Raw genomic sequence first — 22301 nt, 5'->3', positions numbered from 1 at the left:
TAACAATGCAGGTTTATCTTATCTGTACGCCAATGAACAAATCTCTAAAATATCTGAGATGTACTGGAATGTTTAAAGCAATGTGGAGCCTCCGGACACGTCACGATTCCATTTATTCCAAAGAATTGAGTAAAATCCGTCGCTATCATAGGACCGCCAAAAATATATCCTTGTGCTTCCTCACAGTCTAATTTTTTCAAAAAATCTAATTGCACCTTTTCTTCAACGCCCTCAGCAACTACCCGAAAATGGAGACTATTTCCCATTGCAACAATGGCACTTACAATCGCACCATGGTCTTCTGGTGAATCAATGTCACGGACGAATGTCTGATCAATTTTTAATATATCAATTGGAAATTTTTTGAGATAGCTGAGGCTTGAATAGCCAGTTCCAAAATCATCTACTGCAATTTGTATTCCCATTGCTTTTAGTTGCCGCAGAATAGTGGTACTCATATCTGCATCACGCATTAATACACTTTCAGTAATCTCAAGCTGCAAATAAGTTCCTTCAAGATCACTGTCTTTCAAAATTTTTGTCACACTTTGTATAAAATCATCACGCCTAAACTCTAATGCAGAAATATTGACAGCAACTGTACCCAGCATCATTCCTGCGTTGATCCAGTTTTTCATTTGCATACAGGCTTCTCGCAAAACCCATCGTCCGATTTCAATGATTAAGCCTGACTCTTCTGCAATTTCGATGAATCTGGAAGGCATCACCAGTCCCCATACCGGGTGGTGCCAGCGCAATAAGGCTTCTGCACCTGTAATAGCACTACTTTGCAGATTAATTTTTGCCTGATAGAACAATGTGAATTCTTGCTTTTCTAAGGCTATTCTCAAATGAGATTCGATTAGTTGCCTTTCAACCGCGCGAATATTCATTTCCTTTTTAAAGAACTGATAATTATTTCGCCCTCTTTCTTTTGCCTGATACATCGCTGTATCTGCATTTTTGATCAATTCCTCAGCATTTTCTCCATCGTTTGGGAAAATACTGATGCCGATACTCGTCGTCACATGTAACGCATGCTTACCTACCACCTGCGAAATGGAGAATATCTTCAATATTTTGGTCGCGATAAGAGATGCATCGTCACCCGAATTTTCTTCGTTGATCAGTATGACAAACTCATCTCCTCCCTGGCGACTTACCGTATCAGAATGCCGTACACAAGAGCAAAGTCTTTCAGCCACGGATTGTAAAAGCAAGTCTCCTACGGCGTGACCAAGTGAATCATTGATATATTTAAAGTTATCAAGATCCAGAAAAAGAAGAGCTAAATGTGTACCACGACGATTGGCTAAACTAATCGCTTGTGAAATTCTGTCATTGAGTAAAATGCGGTTTGGCAAATTAGTTAAAAAATCATGTTGAGCGAAATAAGCCATTTTTGCTGACATTGCTTGGGCGGCCGTGACATCATGAAATACCATAACTGCTCCCACCAGATCTCCACGGTTATCGTGAATAGGAGAAGTCGAATCCTCAATGTCCAATTCGCTACCATCGGGGCGAACTAAAATAGCTCCTGGAGCTAACGTCAAAGGTACATTGTCTATAAGAACAGCATTCGCTGGATTGATAACTGGCTTACGAGTTTCAGCATTAATAATCGGCATTACTTCAGTAATAGCATGTCCACATGCGCCCAGTTTCGTCCACTGAGTCAGACGTGTTGCGGCGTCGTTCAAATAATTGACATTGCCTTTTAAATCAGTCGCGATGACTGCATCACTAATTGAATTCAGCATAATTTCTGCGCGATTTTTCTCGATGAAAATGTTATTTTCTGCAGAATTTCGCTGAACTATATTGCGAATAGATTGCGGTATTAAATAGGTAGAAAAATAAGCTCTCGTCAAATAGCCAGCTGCACCATGCTCAATCACCTGTTCTGATGTTATCTGCGCGTATGAATCAGCTATTACAAATATAGGAATGAGCGGTGCGAACTGCAATAAATGAAGAAGTGATCCGATACCTTGACTATCTGGCAGCAATAAATCAAGCAATATCACGTCGATACTTTTGAATTGTAAACAATTCAATGCGAAAGATAATTGCGTTGCCTTCATTATCTCGAAATGACTATCACCTGCATGAAGCAAGGTATATTCGAGTTGTTGCATATCTGCAGTAACGTTAGTAACAATCAATACCCGATTTAACATGATGTAGACAGTTCCTCATTCGTTACGTTGAAGTGAGTCTTTTGACATAATTGGTCACCTCAAAAAATGAAGCAGGTACTACATCGCAATTGCATAACTTGTTATTGCAAAATTTTGAATCCGGTAAAGTAAATAAAATCTGTTTACTTTTCAGGCATTAAGCATTTCTTTTTTCTTTTGACAGCATCGGTTAGAGACGAGTGTCAATATTCCTCCGATACACCCAGCAATGAAAATCGATGTCCATGGCGATTCGTGCACACGCTGATTTGTCGTCCTTACAGCAGAATGGGCACTATTGACTATTGCTTCATCAAGATCCATGAGATTTCGCTTAAGATTGACTAATTTCTGACCAAAATCAAGGTGCGAATTTGTTGCGGACTCATCCGATTGAGTTTCAATTTTTTCTAAAAAATACTCCGCATCAATGACAAGTGACTGTACCGCTTTTGTCAAAGCGTCGAGATTTGTAGAGGTAATCGCTTTCATCATCTCTTTCATTTTCAGATAAACGGAATATATTGAAATTATATAAAAACAGATCCAATGTCCGTTCGATATCGCACTTTCGATAAAAATGAGGAGATCAGCGCATATTCGAGTCGGTTAATATTCAAAGAATTTTTCTGATGTTTGATATCAATAGAGCTTGTGTGCGTGAACGCGCATAGTAATTTTCAATGACGTGATAGTCTGCTAACAAAGAAGTATGTCTGATATCTATCCCCTGTTTTTTTAAGTACCTCCAAGGTTAATAACGTACATGAACCGCCTCCCGAGCCCAATGCAAAATTACCTTCTCGACGCATTAGCCACACCAGAGCTGAATCGATTATTGCCGGATTTGGAATTAATCACTGTGTCGGCTGGTGATATTATTTATGAGGCGGGAGTACTGCAAAAATTTGTCTACTTTCCCACCACGTCAGTCATTACACTGCTGTATATGATGGAGGATGGTACTTCCGCAGAAATTGCAGCAATTGGAAATGAAGGAATCGTCGGCATCTCTTTGTTTATGGGGGGCGCGACGACACCTAACTTCGCGATTGTCCAGCGGGGAGGATATGCATATCGCCTTAAAGGGCGTCTGTTAAAAATGGAGTTTGATCGTGCAGGGCCTGTTCTCAGACTTTTATTACGCTATACACAAGCACTCATTACACAAATGACACAAATTGCCATTTGTAATCGGCACCATAGTGTGGAACAACAATTGTGCCGTTGGTTGCTACAGAATTTTGACAGAGAATCGTCTAATTCGCTGGTAATGACACAGCAATTAATTGCTAATACATTAGGGATTCGAAGAGAACGCATCACAGAAGCAGCAAGCGCACTTCAAAAAGCAGGGCTCATCAGTTACAGTCGTGGATCTATTGAAATAACTGATCGTTCAGGTTTAGAAAAAAAAGTATGCGAATGTTACCAACTCATAAAAAATGAATTCGATCAATTAAAAAAAGTGTTCCCAAATAACAGTACCCCGGAAATGAAATCTTCTATCTGATCGCTTCAAAATTTTTTTGAGCAACTCTGATAATCAGCCCGAAGACTGGCACTATGTATTTATTACCATTGTCCGAAACGAAAACTAGTTACATGACATTCACTGCGATTATCAGAAAAATTACCTACCTTTGTTAAGGTTGACGTAGATCACACTCACTTATGTGTGCGATAACGCACATACAAAGATTGGAATGCTGCTATTCTCTGCGTAGGAACGAATGGTTCGCATTCAATACGCGACTATTTGTGATCTATTCAAAATACCTTATTCATGACAACCTTACACAGCCCACTACATAATCATCTATTGGCAGCAATGCCTGAGACTGCCTTTGAGCGCATAAAAAATCATCTTGAACTCGTTGAAATGCCACTCAGTCAGATGCTGTTTGAAGCAGACAGTCTGCTGGAGTATGTTTTTTTCCCTACCACGTCAATTGTCTCCTTGCTCTACGTGCTTGAAAACGGCAGTTCTGCAGAAATCGCCATTGTTGGTAATGAAGGCATTATCGGCATTTCTTTGTTTATGGGTGGTGAAAGTACATCGAGCCAGGCAATAGTTCAAAGTGCTGGATTTGGCTATCGCTTAAAAGCTGAATATCTTAAAGAAGAATTTAACAGGGCAGGACCATTTTTACGATTACTACTGAGATATACGCAAGCATTGATTGCACAAATGACCCAAACTGCAGTGTGTAATCGTCATCACAGCATAGAACAGCAATTCTGTCGCTGGTTACTACTCAGCCTGGACAGGCTACCTGTTACTTCAGTAAAAATGACCCAAGGATTAATCGCTAATATGCTAGGAGTACGCAGGGATAGTGTAAAGCACACTACAAGCAATCTCGAGCAACTTGGTGTTATACGTTATCACGGTGGTCGTATTGACGTTATTGATCGAGCGGGTGTTGAAGAACGTGTGTGTGAATGCTACTGCGTGGTTAAAGCTGAATATGAACGGCTATTAACCGACATTTCTGTTACTACGAATGGTTTGGTAAAGTAAGCGTAAAATTAATTACCAAATAAAATTGCATACTCAGATGGAAAAATAATCAATGACCGTTTTTCCGTCTGAGCGTACATCAATATCTTTTTGAGTATTACTACGCTTAATTACTGGCTCTCCATGCCACCCGCTGATTTCTTTGAATCGACAGCATTGGCAGTGGTAGAGATAAATGATGATTCTGACGATGTAAATTGTCGTTAAGCAGACGAGAAAATTCTTTTTTCACCACACCATAACATTCGCAGACTTCGCTCTCCAGTCCCCGCCGGTCCAGAATAGTCATATGACCGCGCCGATATCGTATGTATCCGAGACGTCGCAGATGCCCTGCTGCCTCGGTCACTCCTTCCCGCCTAACCCCTAGTAAATGCGCAATCAATTCGTGTGTGATTTTTAGTTCACCAGGTGTCAACCTGTCAGCAGCCAACAACAACCAGCGACAAAACTGCTGTTCAATTGAATGATGCCTGTTACACACCGCGGTTTGTGATGTCTGCGTGATCAGCGCTTGGGTGTAACGAAGTAATAATCGTAATGTAGGCCCCATACGATTAAATTCTTCCATTAAAATCTCGGCCTTCAATCTATAGCCGTATCCACCGATTTGTACGACCGCGCGGCTGGGCATTGTTTGCCCTCCCATAAATAATACGGTACCCAACATTCCCTCGTTTCCGATGCCTGCCACTTCTGAGGAATCGCCATTTTCCATTAAATTGTGGAGAGAAATAATGGATGTAGTAGGAAAGTAAACATAAAGAAGCTTACCTCCGACTTCATACAAGATATCTCCAGTGCACATAGACACCAGCTCCAGATGAGGAGCCAAACGATCATATTCGTTATCAAACAACGCCGCCAACAAATGATTCTGATTTGGATTCTGCCCATAAGTCATATAAACATCCTGCTTTCATTCATAAATTGATGAAAATAAAGCGGTGAAATTGCACACAAAAGTTACGTATAAAGTAAAAGATGCCGATGGATCATATGGGTAGAAAATGCAATGATCTGTGCGGGAACAAACATAGATAACAGATCTTTATGTCTATATTTTTAATCTATTTATGTCCAGTCGCCCCATATTTTGGAGAGATAAGTTCGCTGGCGAACAGACAAGGCCTCGTTTAGAGCCCACCCTTGATAGGTTGCAATATGCAGTAATGACAGGGAAATCCCCTGAAAAAATAATACTGTTGCAACAGTCGGTTCTTCGTGTCATTCAATGACAAATATCCTCATATATTCGCTAAGGAAGCCTCAATGTCACAATTTAAAATACTTTCAGTATTCTTAGCAGCACTCATGCTAACAAATATTACTGCTTGCTCTTCCACCAAAACACAAGAAAGTACAGGTCAATATATTGACGATGTATCTATCACCACTGAAGTCAAAGCGGCCATACTGAATGAACCAACACTCAAGGTCGCCGAAATCAACGTGGAAACCTTTAAAGGTGTCGTTCAATTAAGTGGTTTTGTACGATCACAAGAAAACATACAAACTGCTGTACGTATCGCCAGTAATATCAAAGGCGTGCGTTCTGTCAAAAACGACATGCGAATGAAATAAGCAAGACTAATCAACACCCGGGACGCGTAGTAATACATACGCGTACTCATACCGAACGCACTATAACCAAGTATGCAAGAAGTACGTATTTGCATTCTTTTTTAAGCGAGTAAATATGCTTTATACCATCGCAGTTATTCTGCTCGTCCTGTGGTTGCTTGGCATTGTAAGCTCCTACACTATTGGCGGTTTTATTCATATCTTACTGGTTGTCGCGATTATCATGATTTTGTTGCGTGTGATCAGCGGTAGAAATATTTGACGCATTCTCCCGAAAGTGAAGGATTTTCACTTTGCGCCTTTGATAAGTTGTTTCATTTGCCCTCAAGTAAGCTAATAACTGGTAAAGCATCACCGATTAATAGCTACTTGAACAACTTATGCTTCATCGTTCTTGATTTACCTTCCGCTATTCAACGTCTCCCAATACTAAATTGAGCTATTTTTTTGCATTTCCAATAAATCAGCAACAATGTTCATATTTATATTGTTTTCAGCCTAACATGTGCGACTATGTGCTTCATCGCACATACACCTATTGTACGTAAGGCTATTCTTAGATCTGTGATAAACCTTGAGTTACACGTGCCAGATACATATGAACTATCTTAATCTGTCGCATCCCACCACCATACTCACGCAAACAGGTCAGAATGAAATTGCACACCGACCCAAAACAAAATCATCTCCTTGCATGCATTCCTTCAGACGTATTTGCGAGATTATTGCCAAAACTAGAATTATTGGAAATGCCATTAGGAAAAGTTCTTTATGAGTCCGGTGGTATACAAGACTACGTGTACTTCCCGGCAAATGCGATTATTTCCTTACTTTATGTATTGGAGGACGGTGGATCAGCAGAAATTGCCGTTGTTGGCAATGAAGGAATCGTTGGCGTCTCACTCTTCATGGGCGGAGAGTCAACACCTAGTCGCGCAGTTGTACAAAGTGCCGGTTTTGGCTATCGCCTTCCAGCTGCCAGCATTAAAGAGGAGTTCAACAAAGCAGGTCCGGTATTACACCTGTTATTACGCTACACCCAGGCATTAATCACACAAATGTCACAAACAGCAGTCTGTAATAGACATCACACGCTTGATAAACAATTATGTCGGTGGCTATTATTAAGTCTGGATCGGTTGACTGGCTTAGATTTGATTATGACGCAAGAATTAATTGCCAATATGCTGGGTGTCAGACGCGAAGGAGTTACTGAAGCAGCATTGAAATTGCAAAATGCTGGTTTGATCAGTTATACACGCGGTCATATCAAAGTGCTGGACAGGCTGGGACTGGAAAAGCGAACCTGTGAATGTTATATGGTCGTAAAAAAAGAATATGATCGCTTGCTGCCAGAAAAAAATGCCACCTGATATTCAAACATTCAAATAAATTTTCCCAGCGTATCAGGAACTACATCGTCAATGTAGTTTTCTCTCCATGAAGCAAATACTGATCATGGCGGTCAGTCGCCTTACTTCTTCGTATCTGAAGAGGATAATAATCGACAAACGCCAGCCTTTTCCGCAGGCGTAATCGTGATAGCGACTGGGTCGCTCGCGGGAAACGTCTCTTCTAATGCCTCATCCAAAGCATCCTCATCAGTTTTACTACAATTTAATGGCTCTACTGTATCTTCAACGAGATGTGCCTTAGTCATAATATTGCGCTTTCATATATTCTATCGTTCAAGATGTTGATACCGTAATTGTCAGTGACGTGTGGTCAATATCGCCACACCGACACTGCAATTACGGAACAGGATGCTATTGACGCCCAATCATCATGCCGTTCACATCGGATAAAACAATTTCTACTCGTCTATTGAGCTGTCGATTCTCGGCTGTTAAGTTATCGATTAAAGGATATTCCTCTCCATAACCGTGAATACCAATTCTGTCCCTTGAAATTCCCATAAGTTGCAGTGCACTTCTCACTGCACTGGCGCGTCGTTCAGATAATTGTAAATTGTGCGATTTTGTTCCTGTACTGTCGGTATAACCTTCTATTTGAACCATCTGCTTCACATTCGTTTGCAAGACAGCAGCCAATTTTTGTACTATCCTCAACCCCTCAGGATTCAATCTGACATCGTCGATACCAAATAAAAGGTCTCCTAACGTAATCACGATTCCCCTTTCAGTATTTTTTGCCTTTAGTTCCGCAAGTTCACTTGAAAGCAACACGACTTTCTGTTGTGCATCCTGATTATTACTTTGCGCCACCTGTGTTGAGATTTCAGCTTGTTGTGCCCGGCTATTTGCTCTATCTGCTTCTTGCGTTCGCTGCCGGAGCCTGATGTCATCACGCTCTTTTGCTGATGTCGATATACTTTCTTCGGCTATTTTCTGCTTAGTGAACTCTTGCGCCAAATCGATTTTCTGCTTAGCCAGGTAAGCAAGATTATTAATATTCTCTGCACTTTCATTATTGCTTGCTGCCTCATTGGCCTTCGACATCGCGTCGCTCGCCTGACGCATTTCCAGCGGGGCAAGCTGCATCAGATTTGCATTATTCTTCGCTGCTTGAAAATTTTGTCTGGTACTTTCCAACAGAGACGTTGTTTTAGGTGCGGTACTACACGCAGCCAGTATTGACATGGCGAATAGAACTCCAGGGAGAACCGTTATTTTGCTCATGATGATTCTTTCATTGATGATGGATTGCACATAGATTGAACATTCATTTACTCAGATTTGCGCGATTCAACTCATCCTGAAGTACACGAATATCCTCTTGTAAAACGGCTGCGGCTTTCTGTGCCTTCGCCGAGTTCGCTTTACTCTGCGCTAATCTGGCATCAGCCTGCGCCTGCATAGCAAGATCAGAGGCAATTTGATAATCCTTAGCGCCCATTGCATTATTCGCTTTTGCTAATTTTTCTCTGGCAGACCGCATTTCTGCTGGAGCAAACTCCCCTCCTCCTTCTGAGGCCGCGCTATCAATTGCCGCCTTTGATACAGCAACATCCGCTGTCGCTGGCGTTTTCAAACTACTACAGCCAACAATCAAGCTGGCCATCATAAAAAGTAGGCCTTTCATAGCCCCTGTCAAAAATACATATTTTTCTTTGCTCATTTGTTTCTCCAGAAAATTGTTTAGGTTCCTTACTGTCTTTGTAAGCCTATTTCGATTTTCTTTCCGTACGATTCCGCACGATTCCGCAAGATAGTGCAAAAAGTTTCAACGACCTATGTTCGCTAACGTACCTACGGATCATCAGCATTGCCATATGATCAAGAAGCTACAACGACCCCTCTCTGAAGTAACACATTCACACCTTCATGAGTAACTTCGTTTTGTCAATGAACGGAGCGATTGCTGTGTAAGTCGCGCCATGTGACCAGAATCAGAAAGAAGTGTGCCACTTGAAAATCGTCCCCCAATTTCTATCAAACACGTTCCATGCCTTACGTGCGACATGGTTTGGTAAACGCTTATGGATTCAATCACGTCATTCGAGAACTATTGTGGAATCGCCTCTCAGAGCGGAGCTCTTCAGTGCGCTACAGATGGAGCAACATGGAAAAATTCTGGCAAATAGCCATCAATTAAGTGTCGCGTTTCATGCAGATCAATTGTTGTCCCGCTTATCAGATAACGAAGACGTGATTATCAATACATGTAGCATGCTGACGGATGCTATCAAATCCGGTTTTCAAGTGACACCTGCTGCTGCATGGCTATTGGATAATTTTTATCTGATTGAAGATCAAATACGTACCGCTAAACATCATCTGCCAAAAAATTACAGCAAAGAATTACCACGTCTCCTGCGAGGAAGCACGATCGGCAGGCCAAGAGTTTATGACATTGCGTTAGAAACCATATCTCATGGAGATGGACGGGTTGATCCTGAAAATTTACGCCGTTTTATCAGTGCATATCAATTGATATCGACTCTCAAGCTTGGAGAACTCTGGGCGATTCCGATTATGTTACGGCTCGCATTGATAGAAAATCTAAGGCGTGTTGCAACACGTCTTGCGACAACCCAGGAAAACCGGAAATTGGCGATAGTATGGGCAGACGCCATGATCAGCACTGCTGAAAAAGATCCTAGCAATTTGATTCTGCTAGTGGCGGATATGTCCCGCTCGCATCCGCCTTTAGATAGTTCGTTTGTCGCGGAATTAGTTAGAAGACTGCAAGGACAAGCACCTACATTAACATTGCCACTCAACTGGCTTTCACAACGATTGGCTGAAACTGGGCATACGATAGAAAAATTAGTACACCAGGAATCACAAAAACAAGCGGCAGATCAAATTTCTATTAGCAATAGCATCGGTAGCTTACGTTTGCTGACCACCATGGATTGGCGCGAGTTTGTCGAAAGTATGAGCGCTGTCGAGCAAATTTTACTGCAAGATCCCTCATCGGTTTATCCACGCATGGATTTTGCCACCCGGGACAGATATCGGCATGTTATTGAAAAAATTGCTAAAAGCAGTCCACTTTCTGAGTGTAATGTAGCAAAAAATGCAATGCAATTGGCTTCAAATGCCGTAACACAGAATGGAAAACACCATCGCCGAGCCCATTTGGGGTATTTCCTGATTGATAAAGGATTGCCACAGCTAGAGCAATCTGCAAGCACTCATCTTCATTTGTGGGAGAGAATCTGCCGCATCACCAGCAGTAAGGCTTTTCAAGTGTACATTGCTGCAATTTTTACATTGAGTGTTCTTACCAGTAGTCTTCTTTTATACACATCTGTCGCTGAGCATCAGAATATTTATCTGACGCTACTACTATCCATTGCAGTTTTTTTCGTCTGCACTCAGTTCTCACTTGCAATGATCAATTGGGTAGTAACGCTGATTGTTGTTCCAAGTCCATTACCACGAATGGATTTTTCTAAAGGGATACCGCCAGACTGCTGCAGTCTGATTGTTGTACCAACAATTTTATTTAGTAATGAAAACATCAACGAGCTGACGGAAGCAATGGAAGTACGCTTTCTTGCCAATCGCGATGATCAACTTCGATTTTGCATACTCAGCGATTTTGCAGATGCTGCCCAAGAAATCCTTCCGGAGGATATCTCTTTATTAGAGCGGGCAAAAGCAAATGTGGACGCTTTAAATCAAAAATATCCCCGACTTGTCGGAGCACATTTTCTTTTGCTACACAGACCGCGCATTTGGAATGCGCAAGAAAAAGTATGGATGTCCTTCGAGAGAAAACGAGGAAAATTAAGCAGCTTGAATAGCTATTTGCGTGGCAAAGGAGAATCCGCATTTTCTTTGACCGTTGGTAATACTGAGGGCTTAGGAGACATCAAATATGTCATTACTCTTGATACGGATACAGAATTGCCACGGGATGCGGCAACACTGTTCATCGCGACAATGGCACATGTACTCAATCGACCAAATTTTGATTCGCAATTATGTCGTGTAACAGAAGGCTATGGTATCTTGCAACCACGAGTAACGGTTGGAATACCTTCTTCGAATGCCTCTCGCTATGAATTGTTATACGGTGGAGATACAGGCATTGATCCATATACACGAAGCGTATCAGACGTATATCAAGATATTTTTAGCGAAGGCTCTTTTATTGGCAAAGGCATCTACGACGTTGACATTTTCGAAAAAGCATTAAAGTCACAAATGCCTGAGAATCGAATTTTAAGTCACGATCTATTAGAGGGATGCTACGCGCGATCAGGCCTATTAAGCGATGTTCCCTTAATTGAACAATATCCGTCCAGCTATCTGAGCGATATGCAAAGGAGACATCGTTGGATCAGAGGAGACTGGCAAATCGCATCCTGGTTACTCCCACGGGTACCCGGTATGGCTTGCGAGTCCACTGGAAAATCGATCCATTATTCCAATCCCCTGTCTGGACTATCGCGTTGGAAATTATTTGACAATCTCCGTCGCAGCATTGTTCCACCAGCATTCATCGTACTTCTTATGATAGGCTGGTTTGGTTTATCACCAGAGCGACATGCTTGGTTCTGGTCTTCGTCAGTCCTGGCGCTACTGTTACTACCTTCTCTTTTTTCATTTTCAATCAACCTGTTTAACAAACCCAAAGATCTGCTTTTCCGACAGCACATTGCAATTCTATTGTTGGCAGCAAAATTTCATCTACTACAGACAATACTCAGCATCAGCTTTCTGCCCTTTGAAGCCTGGGTATATTGTGATGCCATACTACGCACCCAATGGAGAGTCTGGATTTCGCATGAACATCTGCTTGAGTGGAACCCATCCAATGTAGAGAAAAAAAATACTCACAATTCTTTTTTGTGGGCAGTGCGAAAAATGTGGGTGGCACCTTTCTTTGCAGTAATAACGCTTATTGCTATGGTGAAAGTAGAACCCGTCAGTATTCAAGCATCGTTTCTCTTTTTGTTAAGCTGGTTCGCCTCTCCATTCGTCGCCTATTGGATAAGTTTGCCCAGAGTACGCCAGACAAAACAACTGTCAACTGAACAAAATCAGTTTTTACATCTGCTGGCGAGAAAAACCTGGCATTTTTTCGAAACGTATGTCGGACCCAAAGACAATTGGTTACCACCAGATAATATTCAACAACGGCCTACTGCTGTCATCGCCCATCGTACATCACCTACCAATATAGGTTTGTCTTTATTAGCGAATGTGATTGCCTATGATTTTGGCTATCTATGCGCCAGTCAGCTCATCATGCGCACTGATAACACGTTTAAAAGTCTCTTAATAATGGATCGTCATCAAGGACACTTTTTCAATTGGTATGACACGCTCACCCTGACACCACTTCAGCCTATGTATGTATCGACTGTTGATAGTGGCAATCTCTCAGGACACTTATTAACTCTACGACCGGCACTTCTTGAACTGATTGATTCTCCCATCATTCATCCGCGCCTGTTCCAGGGATTGCGCGACACTTATTATCTATTGCAAGATTCGATGAAAGGGAGTGTTCCAGCAGATTTACTAGTGATTGAATATGAACTGGATTATCTATGCCATACAGCGCCAACTTCACTCACTGCGATATATACCAGTATTAAGAAAGTATCCTACCTTCTGGAACAATTAGAAGTGGGGACAATAACGTCAACAACAGGCGCGACTCCCGCTGTATGGCTCACCGCACTAACAAATCAATGCAGCCAACAAATAGCAGAAATCAGCTATATGATTCCGTGGATTACTTCTGACCATATTGCAAGCATTCTGATTATTTTGCCGGATGCGGCACAAATACCAACTCTGCGACAATTAAGCGTACTAAATAGCTCACCCTCCTGGCAGTTCAACGATAGCTTATCAGTCACCCAGTATGACAAAAATGGCGACGATATTCTCGCCAGAACTTCACTCATCCAAGAGACAATCATCAGAGCAAATTCTCGAATAAAAGAGATTGAACATCTGGCGAAGCAAGCAATCAATTTTTCAGATATTCAATATGACTTTCTCTATGACTCAACAACTCATTTACTCGCTATCGGGTACAACATTAATGATCGACGTTGCGATCCTAGTCGCTATGATTTACTGGCTTCAGAAGCAAGGCTGGCAACCTTTGTCGGCATTGCACAAGGGCAGTTACCTCAGGAAAGTTGGTTTGCATTAGGTCGTCAACTGACCATTGCCGGGGGAGAGCCAATACTTCTGTCATGGAGTGGCTCCATGTTCGAGTATCTGATGCCATTATTAATTATGCCAACATATCAACATACCTTGTTGCAGCAGACATATCATTCAGCGGTCATGAGACAGATACAATACGGTCAGCAACGTAGCGTTCCCTGGGGAATATCCGAGTCTGGCTACAACGCATTTGATACCAACTTAAATTATCAATACCGTGCATTTGGTGTACCTGGTCTTGGCTTTAAACGGGGCTTGGGAGATGACTTGGTGATCGCACCTTATGCATCAATGATGGCATTAATGATCGCACCTGAACAAGCTTGCGAAAATCTTCAGTTACTATCTGCGTCTGGCTTTGCGGGAGAGTTTGGTTTTTTTGAAGCAATTGACTACACCCCCTCCCGTCTGCCACGAGGACAGCATTTTGAACTGATTTCCTCATTTATGAGTCACCATCAAGGAATGGGATTATTGTCCTTAGGATATCTTTTATTAGACCGCCCGCTACAAAAACGCTTCGAATCTGATCCACTTTTTAAAGCAACAATTCCATTACTCCATGAGCGTGTCCCCCAAGTCACAGCAAATTATGCGAACACTACAGAATTAGCAGATATACGCAGCAGTACTAATGACCTAATTACGCCATTACGTATACTTTCCCAAACTAATTCACGCACGCCGGAAGTTCAGCTACTGTCGAATGGACGCTACCATGTCATGGTCACCAGTTCTGGGGGGAGTTATAGTCGCTGGAACGATATTGCGATTACTCGCTGGAATGAAGATAGTACAAGGGATAATTGGGGCAGTTTTTGTTATGTCCGTGATATTGAAACAGGGCGCTTTTGGTCCACTGCATTTCAACCCAGTCAAGTCAGTGCGGCTCAATATGAAGTCATTTTTTCAGAAGGCAGAGCGGAGTTTCGCCGTAGTGATAATAATATAGATTTACACACAGAAATTGTTGTTTCGCCAGAAGACGATATAGAGCTGAGACGTACCCGCATACTTAATCGGTCTCGCAGACGCAGGACCATCGAATTTACCAGCTATGCAGAAGTTGTTCTTGCATTGCCGGCAGCAGATAACGCCCATCCGGCCTTCAGTAAATTGTTTGTCCAAACTGAAATATTACGGGAGCAAAGTGCCATCCTATGTGCACGACGCCCTCGATCAATCAATGAAAACGTTCCCACCATGTTTCATCTGATAGCCCTTCACGGTGTACAAGCTGATCAGATTTCCTACGAAACAGATCGCTTAAAATTTATTGGAAGATGCAATACGACTGCAGCACCTGATGCCATGCTGCAAGCAGGACCGCTCTCAGGTAGCGAAGGATCTGTTCTTGACCCCATTGTCGCAATCAGATATCAGATCACGCTAAATCCAGAACAATCTGCCACGATTGATTTAGTCTCAGGAATCGCAGATACGCGCGATATGTGTCTCAACCTGATTGAAAAATATAAAGATCAACACTTGGCCGAACGAGTCGTTGAGCTCTCATGGACACACAGTCAGGTCGTTTTGCGCCAATTGAATATTAGTGAAAAGGATGCACAACTGTATGCGCGCCTTGCCAATTCCGTGATTTATCTCAATCCTCTGTTGAGAGCAAACCAAGATATTCTGGCGCAAAACTATCGGGGGCAATCAGCTTTATGGAGCTATGCCATTTCCGGGGACTTACCAATAGTTCTTTTACATATCAGTAATCAGGAACATATTGAATTGGTAAGGCAGTTAATACAGGCTCACGCTTACTGGCAGTCTCGGGGACTTGCCGTCGATCTTGTTATCTGGAACGAAGATCATGCCAATTATCGCCAAATACTACAAGATCAAATTCTCGGATTGATTTCGTCAGTCACAAGATCGCATGCACTAGAAAAACCTGGGGGCATTTATGTTCGGTCTATTGATCAGATATCGAACGAAGATCGTATCCTTTTTCAATCAGTGGCACGAGTGATACTCAATGACCAACGAGGTACTTTGCTTGAACAATTAAACAGACGAGATCTGGCCGATGTCCGTGTTACCAATTTGGTGCCAGTCAAAAATAAATATAGCTATAGCAGCGAGTCTCAGGAAACACCGACTAGCCCGGAGCAATCACGTCTGTTCAGTAACGGTATTGGAGGATTTTCTGAGGACGGGCAAGAGTATTTGATCACAGTAAATGCACACCACAAAACACCGGCGCCCTGGATCAACGTTTTAGCCAATCCAAACTTTGGCACTATTATCTCTGAGAGTGGTCAGTCATATACGTGGTCAGAAAATGCACATGAATTTCGCCTATCACCGTGGCATAACGACCCAGTATCGGACAGTAGTGGTGAAGCATATTATATTCGTGATGAAGAAACAGGGAAATTCTGGTCACCGACACCCCTGCCCTGTTGTGGGAAAGGAGACTATCAGATCCGCCATGGGTTTGGTTACAGCACATTTACACATACAGAGGACGGAATATATTCTGACCTATCTGTTTTTGTGGCACAGGACGCCGCTATCAAATACACAGTGATACGTTTAGAAAATCATTCTGACCAAGCTCGCCGCCTGTCAGTAACAGGCTACATTGAATGGGTATTAGGAGACTTACGAAGCAAGTCAGCGATGCATATCGTCACCGCACTCACCATCGATAACAGCGGAATTTGTGCAAGAAATCCTTATAACACGGACTTTCCTGGCCGTATTGCCTTTTTTTCTGTCAATAATTCAGCTTGTTCGGTGACTGCGGATCGATCTGAATTTATTGGTCGAAACGGTAGCTTGCGAGCACCAGCAGCAATGAGCAGAAGTCAACTCTCAGGCAAGTTAGGGGCAGGATTCGATCCTTGTGCCGCATTGCAAGTACCATTTGACCTGAACCCAGGGCAACATCGTGAAATCATCTTCATACTAGGTATGGCAGATCACAAATCAGGCAATATTGATCAGCTCATTCAGCATCACCGACAACCAGAAGTTACCCAAAAAAGCTTAGATGATGTACGTCAATTTTGGAAAAAAACACTGAGTGTCGTACAAGTTGAAACACCAGACCTTAGTTTAAACATACTGACGAATGGCTGGTTACTTTATCAAACCATTGCTTGCCGTCTATGGGCGAGAAGTGGCTACTATCAATCCGGTGGAGCATTTGGTTTCAGAGATCAGTTGCAAGATACGATGGCTCTGTCACACACAGCACACCACTTGGCGAGAGAACAAATTATATTATGTGCCGCGCACCAGTTCACAAAGGGAGATGTACAACATTGGTGGCACCCACCAACCCAACGTGGTGTTCGAACACATTGTTCAGATGACTATTTATGGCTACCGCTCGCTGTTGCACGCTATATCACTAGTACCGGCGACAAGAGTATTCTGGATGAAAACATCCCATTTATTGAGGGGCGTGATGTTAATCCAGATGAAGACTCTTATTATGATTTGCCAATACGTTCATCACACTCAGCAAACCTTTACATGCATTGCACACAGGCAATAGATCATAGCTTGCGATTTGGCACGCATGGGTTACCTCTGATGGGTTCCTGCGATTGGAATGATGGAATGGACAAAGTCGGTCACCTTGGAAAAGGCGAAAGTGTCTGGCTCGGTTTTTTCCTATATGACGTTTTGACGCAATTCTCAACAATATCCGAATATCAAAACGATTATCTTTATTCTACTCATTGTAAAGAACAGGCAAAGCGCATTGCTTTATACCTTGATACCGAAGGATGGGATGGAGATTGGTACAGACGCGCATTTTTTGATGATGGCACGCCACTGGGATCGGCAAACAATAGTGAATGTCAAATTGATTCAATTTCACAAAGCTGGTCAATTCTATCCGGAGCTGGCGAAACCACGCACGCGAATAAAGCAATGAATTCCCTCTATCAACGGCTAGTTAAAAGTGATCGAGGCATTATTCAACTTCTAGATCCTCCTTTCGATAAGTCCACCCAGAACCCTGGATATATTCGCGGTTATGTTCCTGGTGTACGCGAAAATGGCGGTCAATACACACACGCTGCTATATGGGCAGGAATGGCTTTCGCCAAGATGGGTAGTATCAGCCGTGCCTGGGAAGTATTTGACATTATTAACCCCATTAACCACGGTAACTCAAAAGAAAAAATTACGCGCTATAAAGTAGAGCCATATGTGATTGCTGGAGATGTTTATGGCGTAGAGCCACACATAGGAAGAGGCGGATGGACATGGTATACGGGCTCTGCGGGCTGGATGTATACCTTCATCATCGAATCATTGTTAGGCTTGAAAATCAATAACAAACAACTCAGCATAGCGCCCTGTATGCCACAGACATGGGGTGATTTTCAGATACGCTATCGCTATCACGACACTGACTATCTGATCAACGTTACAGCAGTATCAGGGGTAAATACCAGTGTACATATAGATAATATATTGTCAGAAAATCTGATGATTCCCTTACTGGATGATCACCAGACACACCATGTCAACGTCGTGTTTGGGCGGAAAAAAGAATCATCAGAATTTACGTAAAACTACCCTAATGGTGTTAGGACTGCTCATCACATAAGCCCGATACACGTCTGGTAAAGGCAAGTAGTGCGTATGGCGCCATACTTTATTGAGATAATTTATATAAATATCAATGGTAAATTGATGCAGAGTTGCGTGGGATAACGTACCGAAATATGCATAATTTATACCTAATCTATTGTCTGTGCCGATCAAGGTGATCGACATTCAGTTCTGTATTTTCAGACATAGTATTTTTACGATATAGGAATAAATCATGACGACCAATACCGAAGCAGTCAATTTACACCAACAGGCAGCGAGCGATCATTCCGCAGCTGCTTCACATCATCTGGATGCAGCAGAGTTTCATACAAAAAATAAAATTTCAGACGCAAAAGAAAGCTCAGAAAATGCGATGAAATGCTGTAATAAGGCGACAAAAAATACCTCAGACGCATGTAAGTCGTCTTCAAAATAATTGATCTTGCCATTGTTTAGAGGTCTCTCATTAAGAGAAATCTCTGAACAATCCGTCTTTTTCATAACGTTAAGAGGCAACGCGTCATGATGATCCATTTAAATAATTTTTATAAATTAGCGACATTGATATTCGTCAGCATTTTTTTCGCTGGTGCAATGAGTCAAGCATGTGCGGCTACGGCTGCTGATCTCAATTTGGAGGCACAGGAAGCATTAAAAATACTATATAAAGTCAACCCGATCGCAGAAGAAATTTCCAGGAAAGCTAAATCTATATTAGTGTTTCCAAAAATCATTAAAGCCGGCTTGGTCTTTGGAGGAAGCTATGGAGAAGGCGTATTGCTTAAAGACGGGAAAATGAACGAATATTTTAATGCCGTTTCTGCTTCGTGGGGCTGGCAAGCTGGTGCTCAGTCGTATGGCTATGTCGTATTTTTAATGAGTGAAAATGTCGAGCGCAGCTTACGTGAGGTAAGAGGATGGGAAGTAGGAATTGGCCCAACAGTCGTTTTCATGAATGAAGGTGCAGCAAAAAATCTTTCCACCTCAAGTCTAAAAGAAGATGCCTATGCTTTCATTTTTGATCAACAAGGATTGATGGCCAGTATCAGTATTGAAGGTACCAAAATCTCTAAAATTAAGCGATAAAGTATCATCATTTTCATATCAATACAAAATTCTACTCACATAACCAAGTAGTGCCGTCGTTTTTATGCGAGAAAACGCTCAACTCTCGTTGCGTCTTCCAAGAGCAAAGGATATGGCCAGTTATACATATCACCATCTGGCTTTGAGATTTATTCATTCAAGGAGTTTTCTATGAGCTACATAAAAATAGTTATGTCCTACATTGTTATCGCTGTCTTCTTTAGTGGTCTAAGTGCATGCGCTGAAATGTCAACACGCGATAAAAACACAGCAGTAGGAGCTGGTGCAGGTGCCGTTGCAGGTGCAATTTTAACTGGTGGCAGCGGCGTTGGAACCGTTGGAGGTGCCGTCGTAGGTGGCGTGGTCGGACATGAAATGAAGAAAAAAGATTAACGTAATAACCATGTTTCATTTTTACATCTATGTATGGTAACGAACCGATCTTCAAGACACAAAAAAATATGCTTACATCAAGCGCTTACTTTCGTCAGGTGACACTAAAAAAAACCTAAGAACTTATTCGCCGAAAACATCGATATGAAATGCCACGATATTTACCAACATATCGTGGCATCAATATTTTTAAGAGATAGATAAAAATATTCATTAAAAATTGATGATTGTCCCTGATCAATATTTTTATTTTCCCGACTATCTCACTCTTTCTTTACATTGGAAAATACCATGAACACGCAAAAAAAAATTAAATCGATTATCGCTAGCTTGTTAACCGTGAGTGCTACAGTCATGGCAACATCTGTCATGGCCGATGATTATAATCCTTCATGGTACCTTGCTCCCAGTCTTCATGCAGCCGACATTGATGACGGATTTGGACCAGGATCAACGTCCTATGGCGCAGGTCTAAGACTGGGTAAGCCTCTCTCCGAACAATTTGATTTGCAAATCGGTACAACATATACGCAAAGCAAAAATAGCTATCAACGGTTCTATCAAAATGCCTACAGCATCGATGGGCTCTATTTGTTCAGCCGCAGTAATATCAGACCATTTATCGTTTTCGGTGCCGGAGTGGAACGAGATAGAATGAATTCTTCTTTGGGAAAAGCAGACAGATACTCGCCAAATGTCAACTTAGGAATCGGTCTTCAATACGTATTAAACGACCAGTTCAGCCTTCAAGCTGACTGGCGCAAAGTTCACGGATACTTACGTGGTGACGGCTTTGGCTTCCAGCAGGCAAGCAATAACTTCCTATCTGTTGCATTGAATTATTCCTTTGAGAAAACGCCAACCCGGGCAACACCTGTGACAAAATCATATGAAGCCCCCGTAAATGTTATCGCAAGTAACTCAATCACCACACCGCCCCCACCTCCTCCAGCTCGCTTTGAAAAAATAACGTTATCAGCGACCGAATTATTTGGTTTCGATAGCTATACATTGCCACCAGAACAAAGAAAATTAGATGAAATTGCAAATGCCTTAAATGCAAATATTCAAATTAATAATATCGTCATTACCGGATACACCGATAGAATCGGTAGTAAGAAGTACAATCAAAAATTGTCAGAACAACGCGCATCGGCCGTCAAAAATTATCTAGAAGGAAAAGGAGTTAGTGCAAACAGAATGAGTGTCTTCGGCAAAGGCGAAAACAACCCGATTGTTCAATGCACGGAAAAATCTCGGTCTAAACTAATTGACTGTCTGGAACCAAATCGTCGCGTCGAAATAGATCAGATCACCATTGAAAAGCGGATTGAGTAATTTATCGGATTTGCGCGTGAACCCTCGTCGTTCAGGGCGGGAATGTAAGCGCGGAAGGCGGAGCCTTCCTTGCCTTGGACTTTCGATTTAGTGCGGCGTCTATTGTTGCTCGATGTACTTGCGAATTACAGCAATAGGCGCACCGCCACAGCTTCCAGCGAAGTAGCTGGGCGACCACAAAGCACCGCCCCATAATTTCTTTTGAATGCTCGGATATTTTTTCTTTCGAATCATCAAGCTTGATATTCTCTTAAGACTATTCACAAGCTTTGACACTGCCACTTTAGGCGGATAGTTCCCCAACAGGTGAACGTGATCGTCCTCACCGTCGAACACTACCAGTTCCGATTCAAAGTCATCGCAGACACTGGAGAATATTGTTTGCTGCATTGCGATCACGATCATGTGTCGTCCCGCACTGCGGAGAAGTCCATTCTCTTATTCCAAGATCTTTCAGTCCTTTCGACCCGCTGCGTGCCAGGCACACAGAACAGTCCTGGGTGGAATACGCTTCATTGACCTCTTCAAACCACACGCCTGCATCATCACATTTATAAGACAGCATGGTTCTGAACTGCGACCAGCCAGCATCGAGTACGGACTTGGCCATACTCGTTTTTTCTAAGCCGGACGCATTCACGTTGCCAACGAAGATCGCACCATACTGTTTGACCAGCCGGGTGCTTAATTGATGATGATGATCCTTTCGCCTGTTCACGATCCTGGCGTGAATCTTTCTGACCTGCCTTGACTTGTTTGCACGCTGCGCGATCGCCAGACGCGGTTCCAGATCCCGGTAATACTGCTGCGCTTCCATCTTCTCTAACGCAGGATCAGAGAAGGCGGCAAAGTCTGTTAAGACCAGATCGATACCGAGATCTGCGCGACTTTCGTAAGCACCCGGTAAAGTCGTCTTGAACCGCGCTCCGGATTTATAGAACATAGTGTCCACGTAATAACTGGGTACATGTACATTATGAATCTGAATGCAGTTCCTCCCGTGCCAAGGCGCCGACG

Annotated in this window: 17 protein-coding genes and 1 pseudogene; 10 read left to right on the top strand and 8 right to left on the bottom strand. The window is 42.5% G+C overall.

Annotation, left to right across the window (positions count from 1 at the left end):
• Positions 1-44 precede the first annotated feature (44 nt).
• Entirely contained in the window at positions 45-2183 is a 2139-nt protein-coding gene (locus tag ACO0LB_RS14235) for an EAL domain-containing protein (RefSeq protein ID WP_423050151.1), read from the bottom strand.
• Positions 2184-2333: 150 nt separating this feature from the next.
• Positions 2334-2678: a hypothetical protein gene (locus ACO0LB_RS14230; protein WP_423050149.1), complete on the bottom strand. Its 345-nt coding sequence runs from the start codon at positions 2676-2678 to the stop codon at positions 2334-2336.
• Positions 2679-2949: 271 nt separating this feature from the next.
• Here ACO0LB_RS14230 and ACO0LB_RS14225 point away from each other — a divergent pair, with 271 nt between their 5' ends.
• Positions 2950-3696, top strand: a complete 747-nt coding sequence (locus ACO0LB_RS14225) for a Crp/Fnr family transcriptional regulator (protein ID WP_423050147.1) — start codon at positions 2950-2952, stop codon at positions 3694-3696.
• A 273-nt stretch (positions 3697-3969) separates the two neighbouring features.
• Positions 3970-4707 (top strand): Crp/Fnr family transcriptional regulator, encoded by a 738-nt coding sequence (locus ACO0LB_RS14220; RefSeq protein WP_423050143.1) that lies wholly within the window; start codon positions 3970-3972, stop codon positions 4705-4707.
• A 106-nt stretch (positions 4708-4813) separates the two neighbouring features.
• Here ACO0LB_RS14220 and ACO0LB_RS14215 read toward each other — a convergent pair whose 3' ends face one another.
• Positions 4814-5611, bottom strand: a complete 798-nt coding sequence (locus ACO0LB_RS14215; RefSeq protein ID WP_423050141.1) for a Crp/Fnr family transcriptional regulator — start codon at positions 5609-5611, stop codon at positions 4814-4816.
• Between the two features lie 368 nt (positions 5612-5979).
• On the opposite strand from ACO0LB_RS14215, the gene ACO0LB_RS14210 reads away from it, so the two are divergent.
• From ACO0LB_RS14210 to ACO0LB_RS14200, 3 genes are all read left to right on the top strand, one after another.
• On the top strand, positions 5980-6291 hold the full coding sequence (locus ACO0LB_RS14210) for a BON domain-containing protein (RefSeq protein WP_423050139.1): 312 nt from the start codon (positions 5980-5982) through the stop codon (positions 6289-6291).
• A 115-nt stretch (positions 6292-6406) separates the two neighbouring features.
• On the top strand, positions 6407-6553 hold the full coding sequence (locus ACO0LB_RS14205; protein ID WP_423050137.1) for a lmo0937 family membrane protein: 147 nt from the start codon (positions 6407-6409) through the stop codon (positions 6551-6553).
• Positions 6554-6944: 391 nt separating this feature from the next.
• A complete protein-coding gene (locus ACO0LB_RS14200; RefSeq protein ID WP_423050135.1) occupies positions 6945-7664 on the top strand; it encodes a Crp/Fnr family transcriptional regulator in 720 nt (239 codons plus the stop codon).
• 101 nt (positions 7665-7765) lie between these two features.
• Here the strand turns inward: ACO0LB_RS14200 and ACO0LB_RS14195 are convergent, their stop codons facing one another.
• The 3 genes from ACO0LB_RS14195 to ACO0LB_RS14185 all read right to left on the bottom strand — a co-directional run bounded on the left by ACO0LB_RS14195 (position 7766) and on the right by ACO0LB_RS14185 (position 9369).
• The gene (locus ACO0LB_RS14195) at positions 7766-7951 is read right to left on the bottom strand and encodes a hypothetical protein (protein ID WP_423050133.1); all 186 of its coding nucleotides are present in this window, start codon (positions 7949-7951) and stop codon (positions 7766-7768) included.
• Positions 7952-8057: 106 nt separating this feature from the next.
• The gene (locus tag ACO0LB_RS14190; protein WP_423050131.1) at positions 8058-8930 is read right to left on the bottom strand and encodes an OmpA family protein; all 873 of its coding nucleotides are present in this window, start codon (positions 8928-8930) and stop codon (positions 8058-8060) included.
• Positions 8931-8973: 43 nt separating this feature from the next.
• Positions 8974-9369: a DUF4398 domain-containing protein gene (locus ACO0LB_RS14185; RefSeq protein WP_423050129.1), complete on the bottom strand. Its 396-nt coding sequence runs from the start codon at positions 9367-9369 to the stop codon at positions 8974-8976.
• 290 nt (positions 9370-9659) lie between these two features.
• Between ACO0LB_RS14185 and ACO0LB_RS14180 the strand changes: the two genes are divergently transcribed.
• From ACO0LB_RS14180 to ACO0LB_RS14160, 5 genes are all read left to right on the top strand, one after another.
• Positions 9660-18443: a GH36-type glycosyl hydrolase domain-containing protein gene (locus tag ACO0LB_RS14180; RefSeq protein WP_423050127.1), complete on the top strand. Its 8784-nt coding sequence runs from the start codon at positions 9660-9662 to the stop codon at positions 18441-18443.
• A gap of 256 nt (positions 18444-18699) precedes the next feature.
• The gene (locus ACO0LB_RS14175) at positions 18700-18903 is read left to right on the top strand and encodes a hypothetical protein (RefSeq protein WP_423050125.1); all 204 of its coding nucleotides are present in this window, start codon (positions 18700-18702) and stop codon (positions 18901-18903) included.
• 86 nt (positions 18904-18989) lie between these two features.
• The gene (locus ACO0LB_RS14170) at positions 18990-19553 is read left to right on the top strand and encodes a YSC84-related protein (RefSeq protein ID WP_423050123.1); all 564 of its coding nucleotides are present in this window, start codon (positions 18990-18992) and stop codon (positions 19551-19553) included.
• A 192-nt stretch (positions 19554-19745) separates the two neighbouring features.
• Positions 19746-19946: a glycine zipper 2TM domain-containing protein gene (locus tag ACO0LB_RS14165; protein WP_423050308.1), complete on the top strand. Its 201-nt coding sequence runs from the start codon at positions 19746-19748 to the stop codon at positions 19944-19946.
• Positions 19947-20237: 291 nt separating this feature from the next.
• Entirely contained in the window at positions 20238-21284 is a 1047-nt protein-coding gene (locus ACO0LB_RS14160; RefSeq protein ID WP_423050121.1) for an OmpA family protein, read from the top strand.
• Positions 21285-21383: 99 nt separating this feature from the next.
• Here ACO0LB_RS14160 and tnpA read toward each other — a convergent pair.
• Positions 21384-21668, bottom strand: a pseudogene (tnpA, locus tag ACO0LB_RS14155) (IS200/IS605 family transposase); the annotation flags it as partial.
• Positions 21640-22301 (bottom strand): RNA-guided endonuclease InsQ/TnpB family protein (locus ACO0LB_RS14150; RefSeq protein WP_423050119.1); only part of this gene is annotated, 662 nt, incomplete at its 5' end. The pseudogene tnpA and the gene ACO0LB_RS14150, both read right to left, overlap by 29 nt.

The sequence above is a fragment of the Undibacterium sp. SXout7W genome, assembly GCF_049339385.1.
GTDB lineage: Bacteria > Pseudomonadota > Gammaproteobacteria > Burkholderiales > Burkholderiaceae_D > Undibacterium.
The sequence above is the reverse complement of the archived record's forward strand: the minus strand, read 5'-3'. Positions and strand labels throughout refer to the sequence as shown.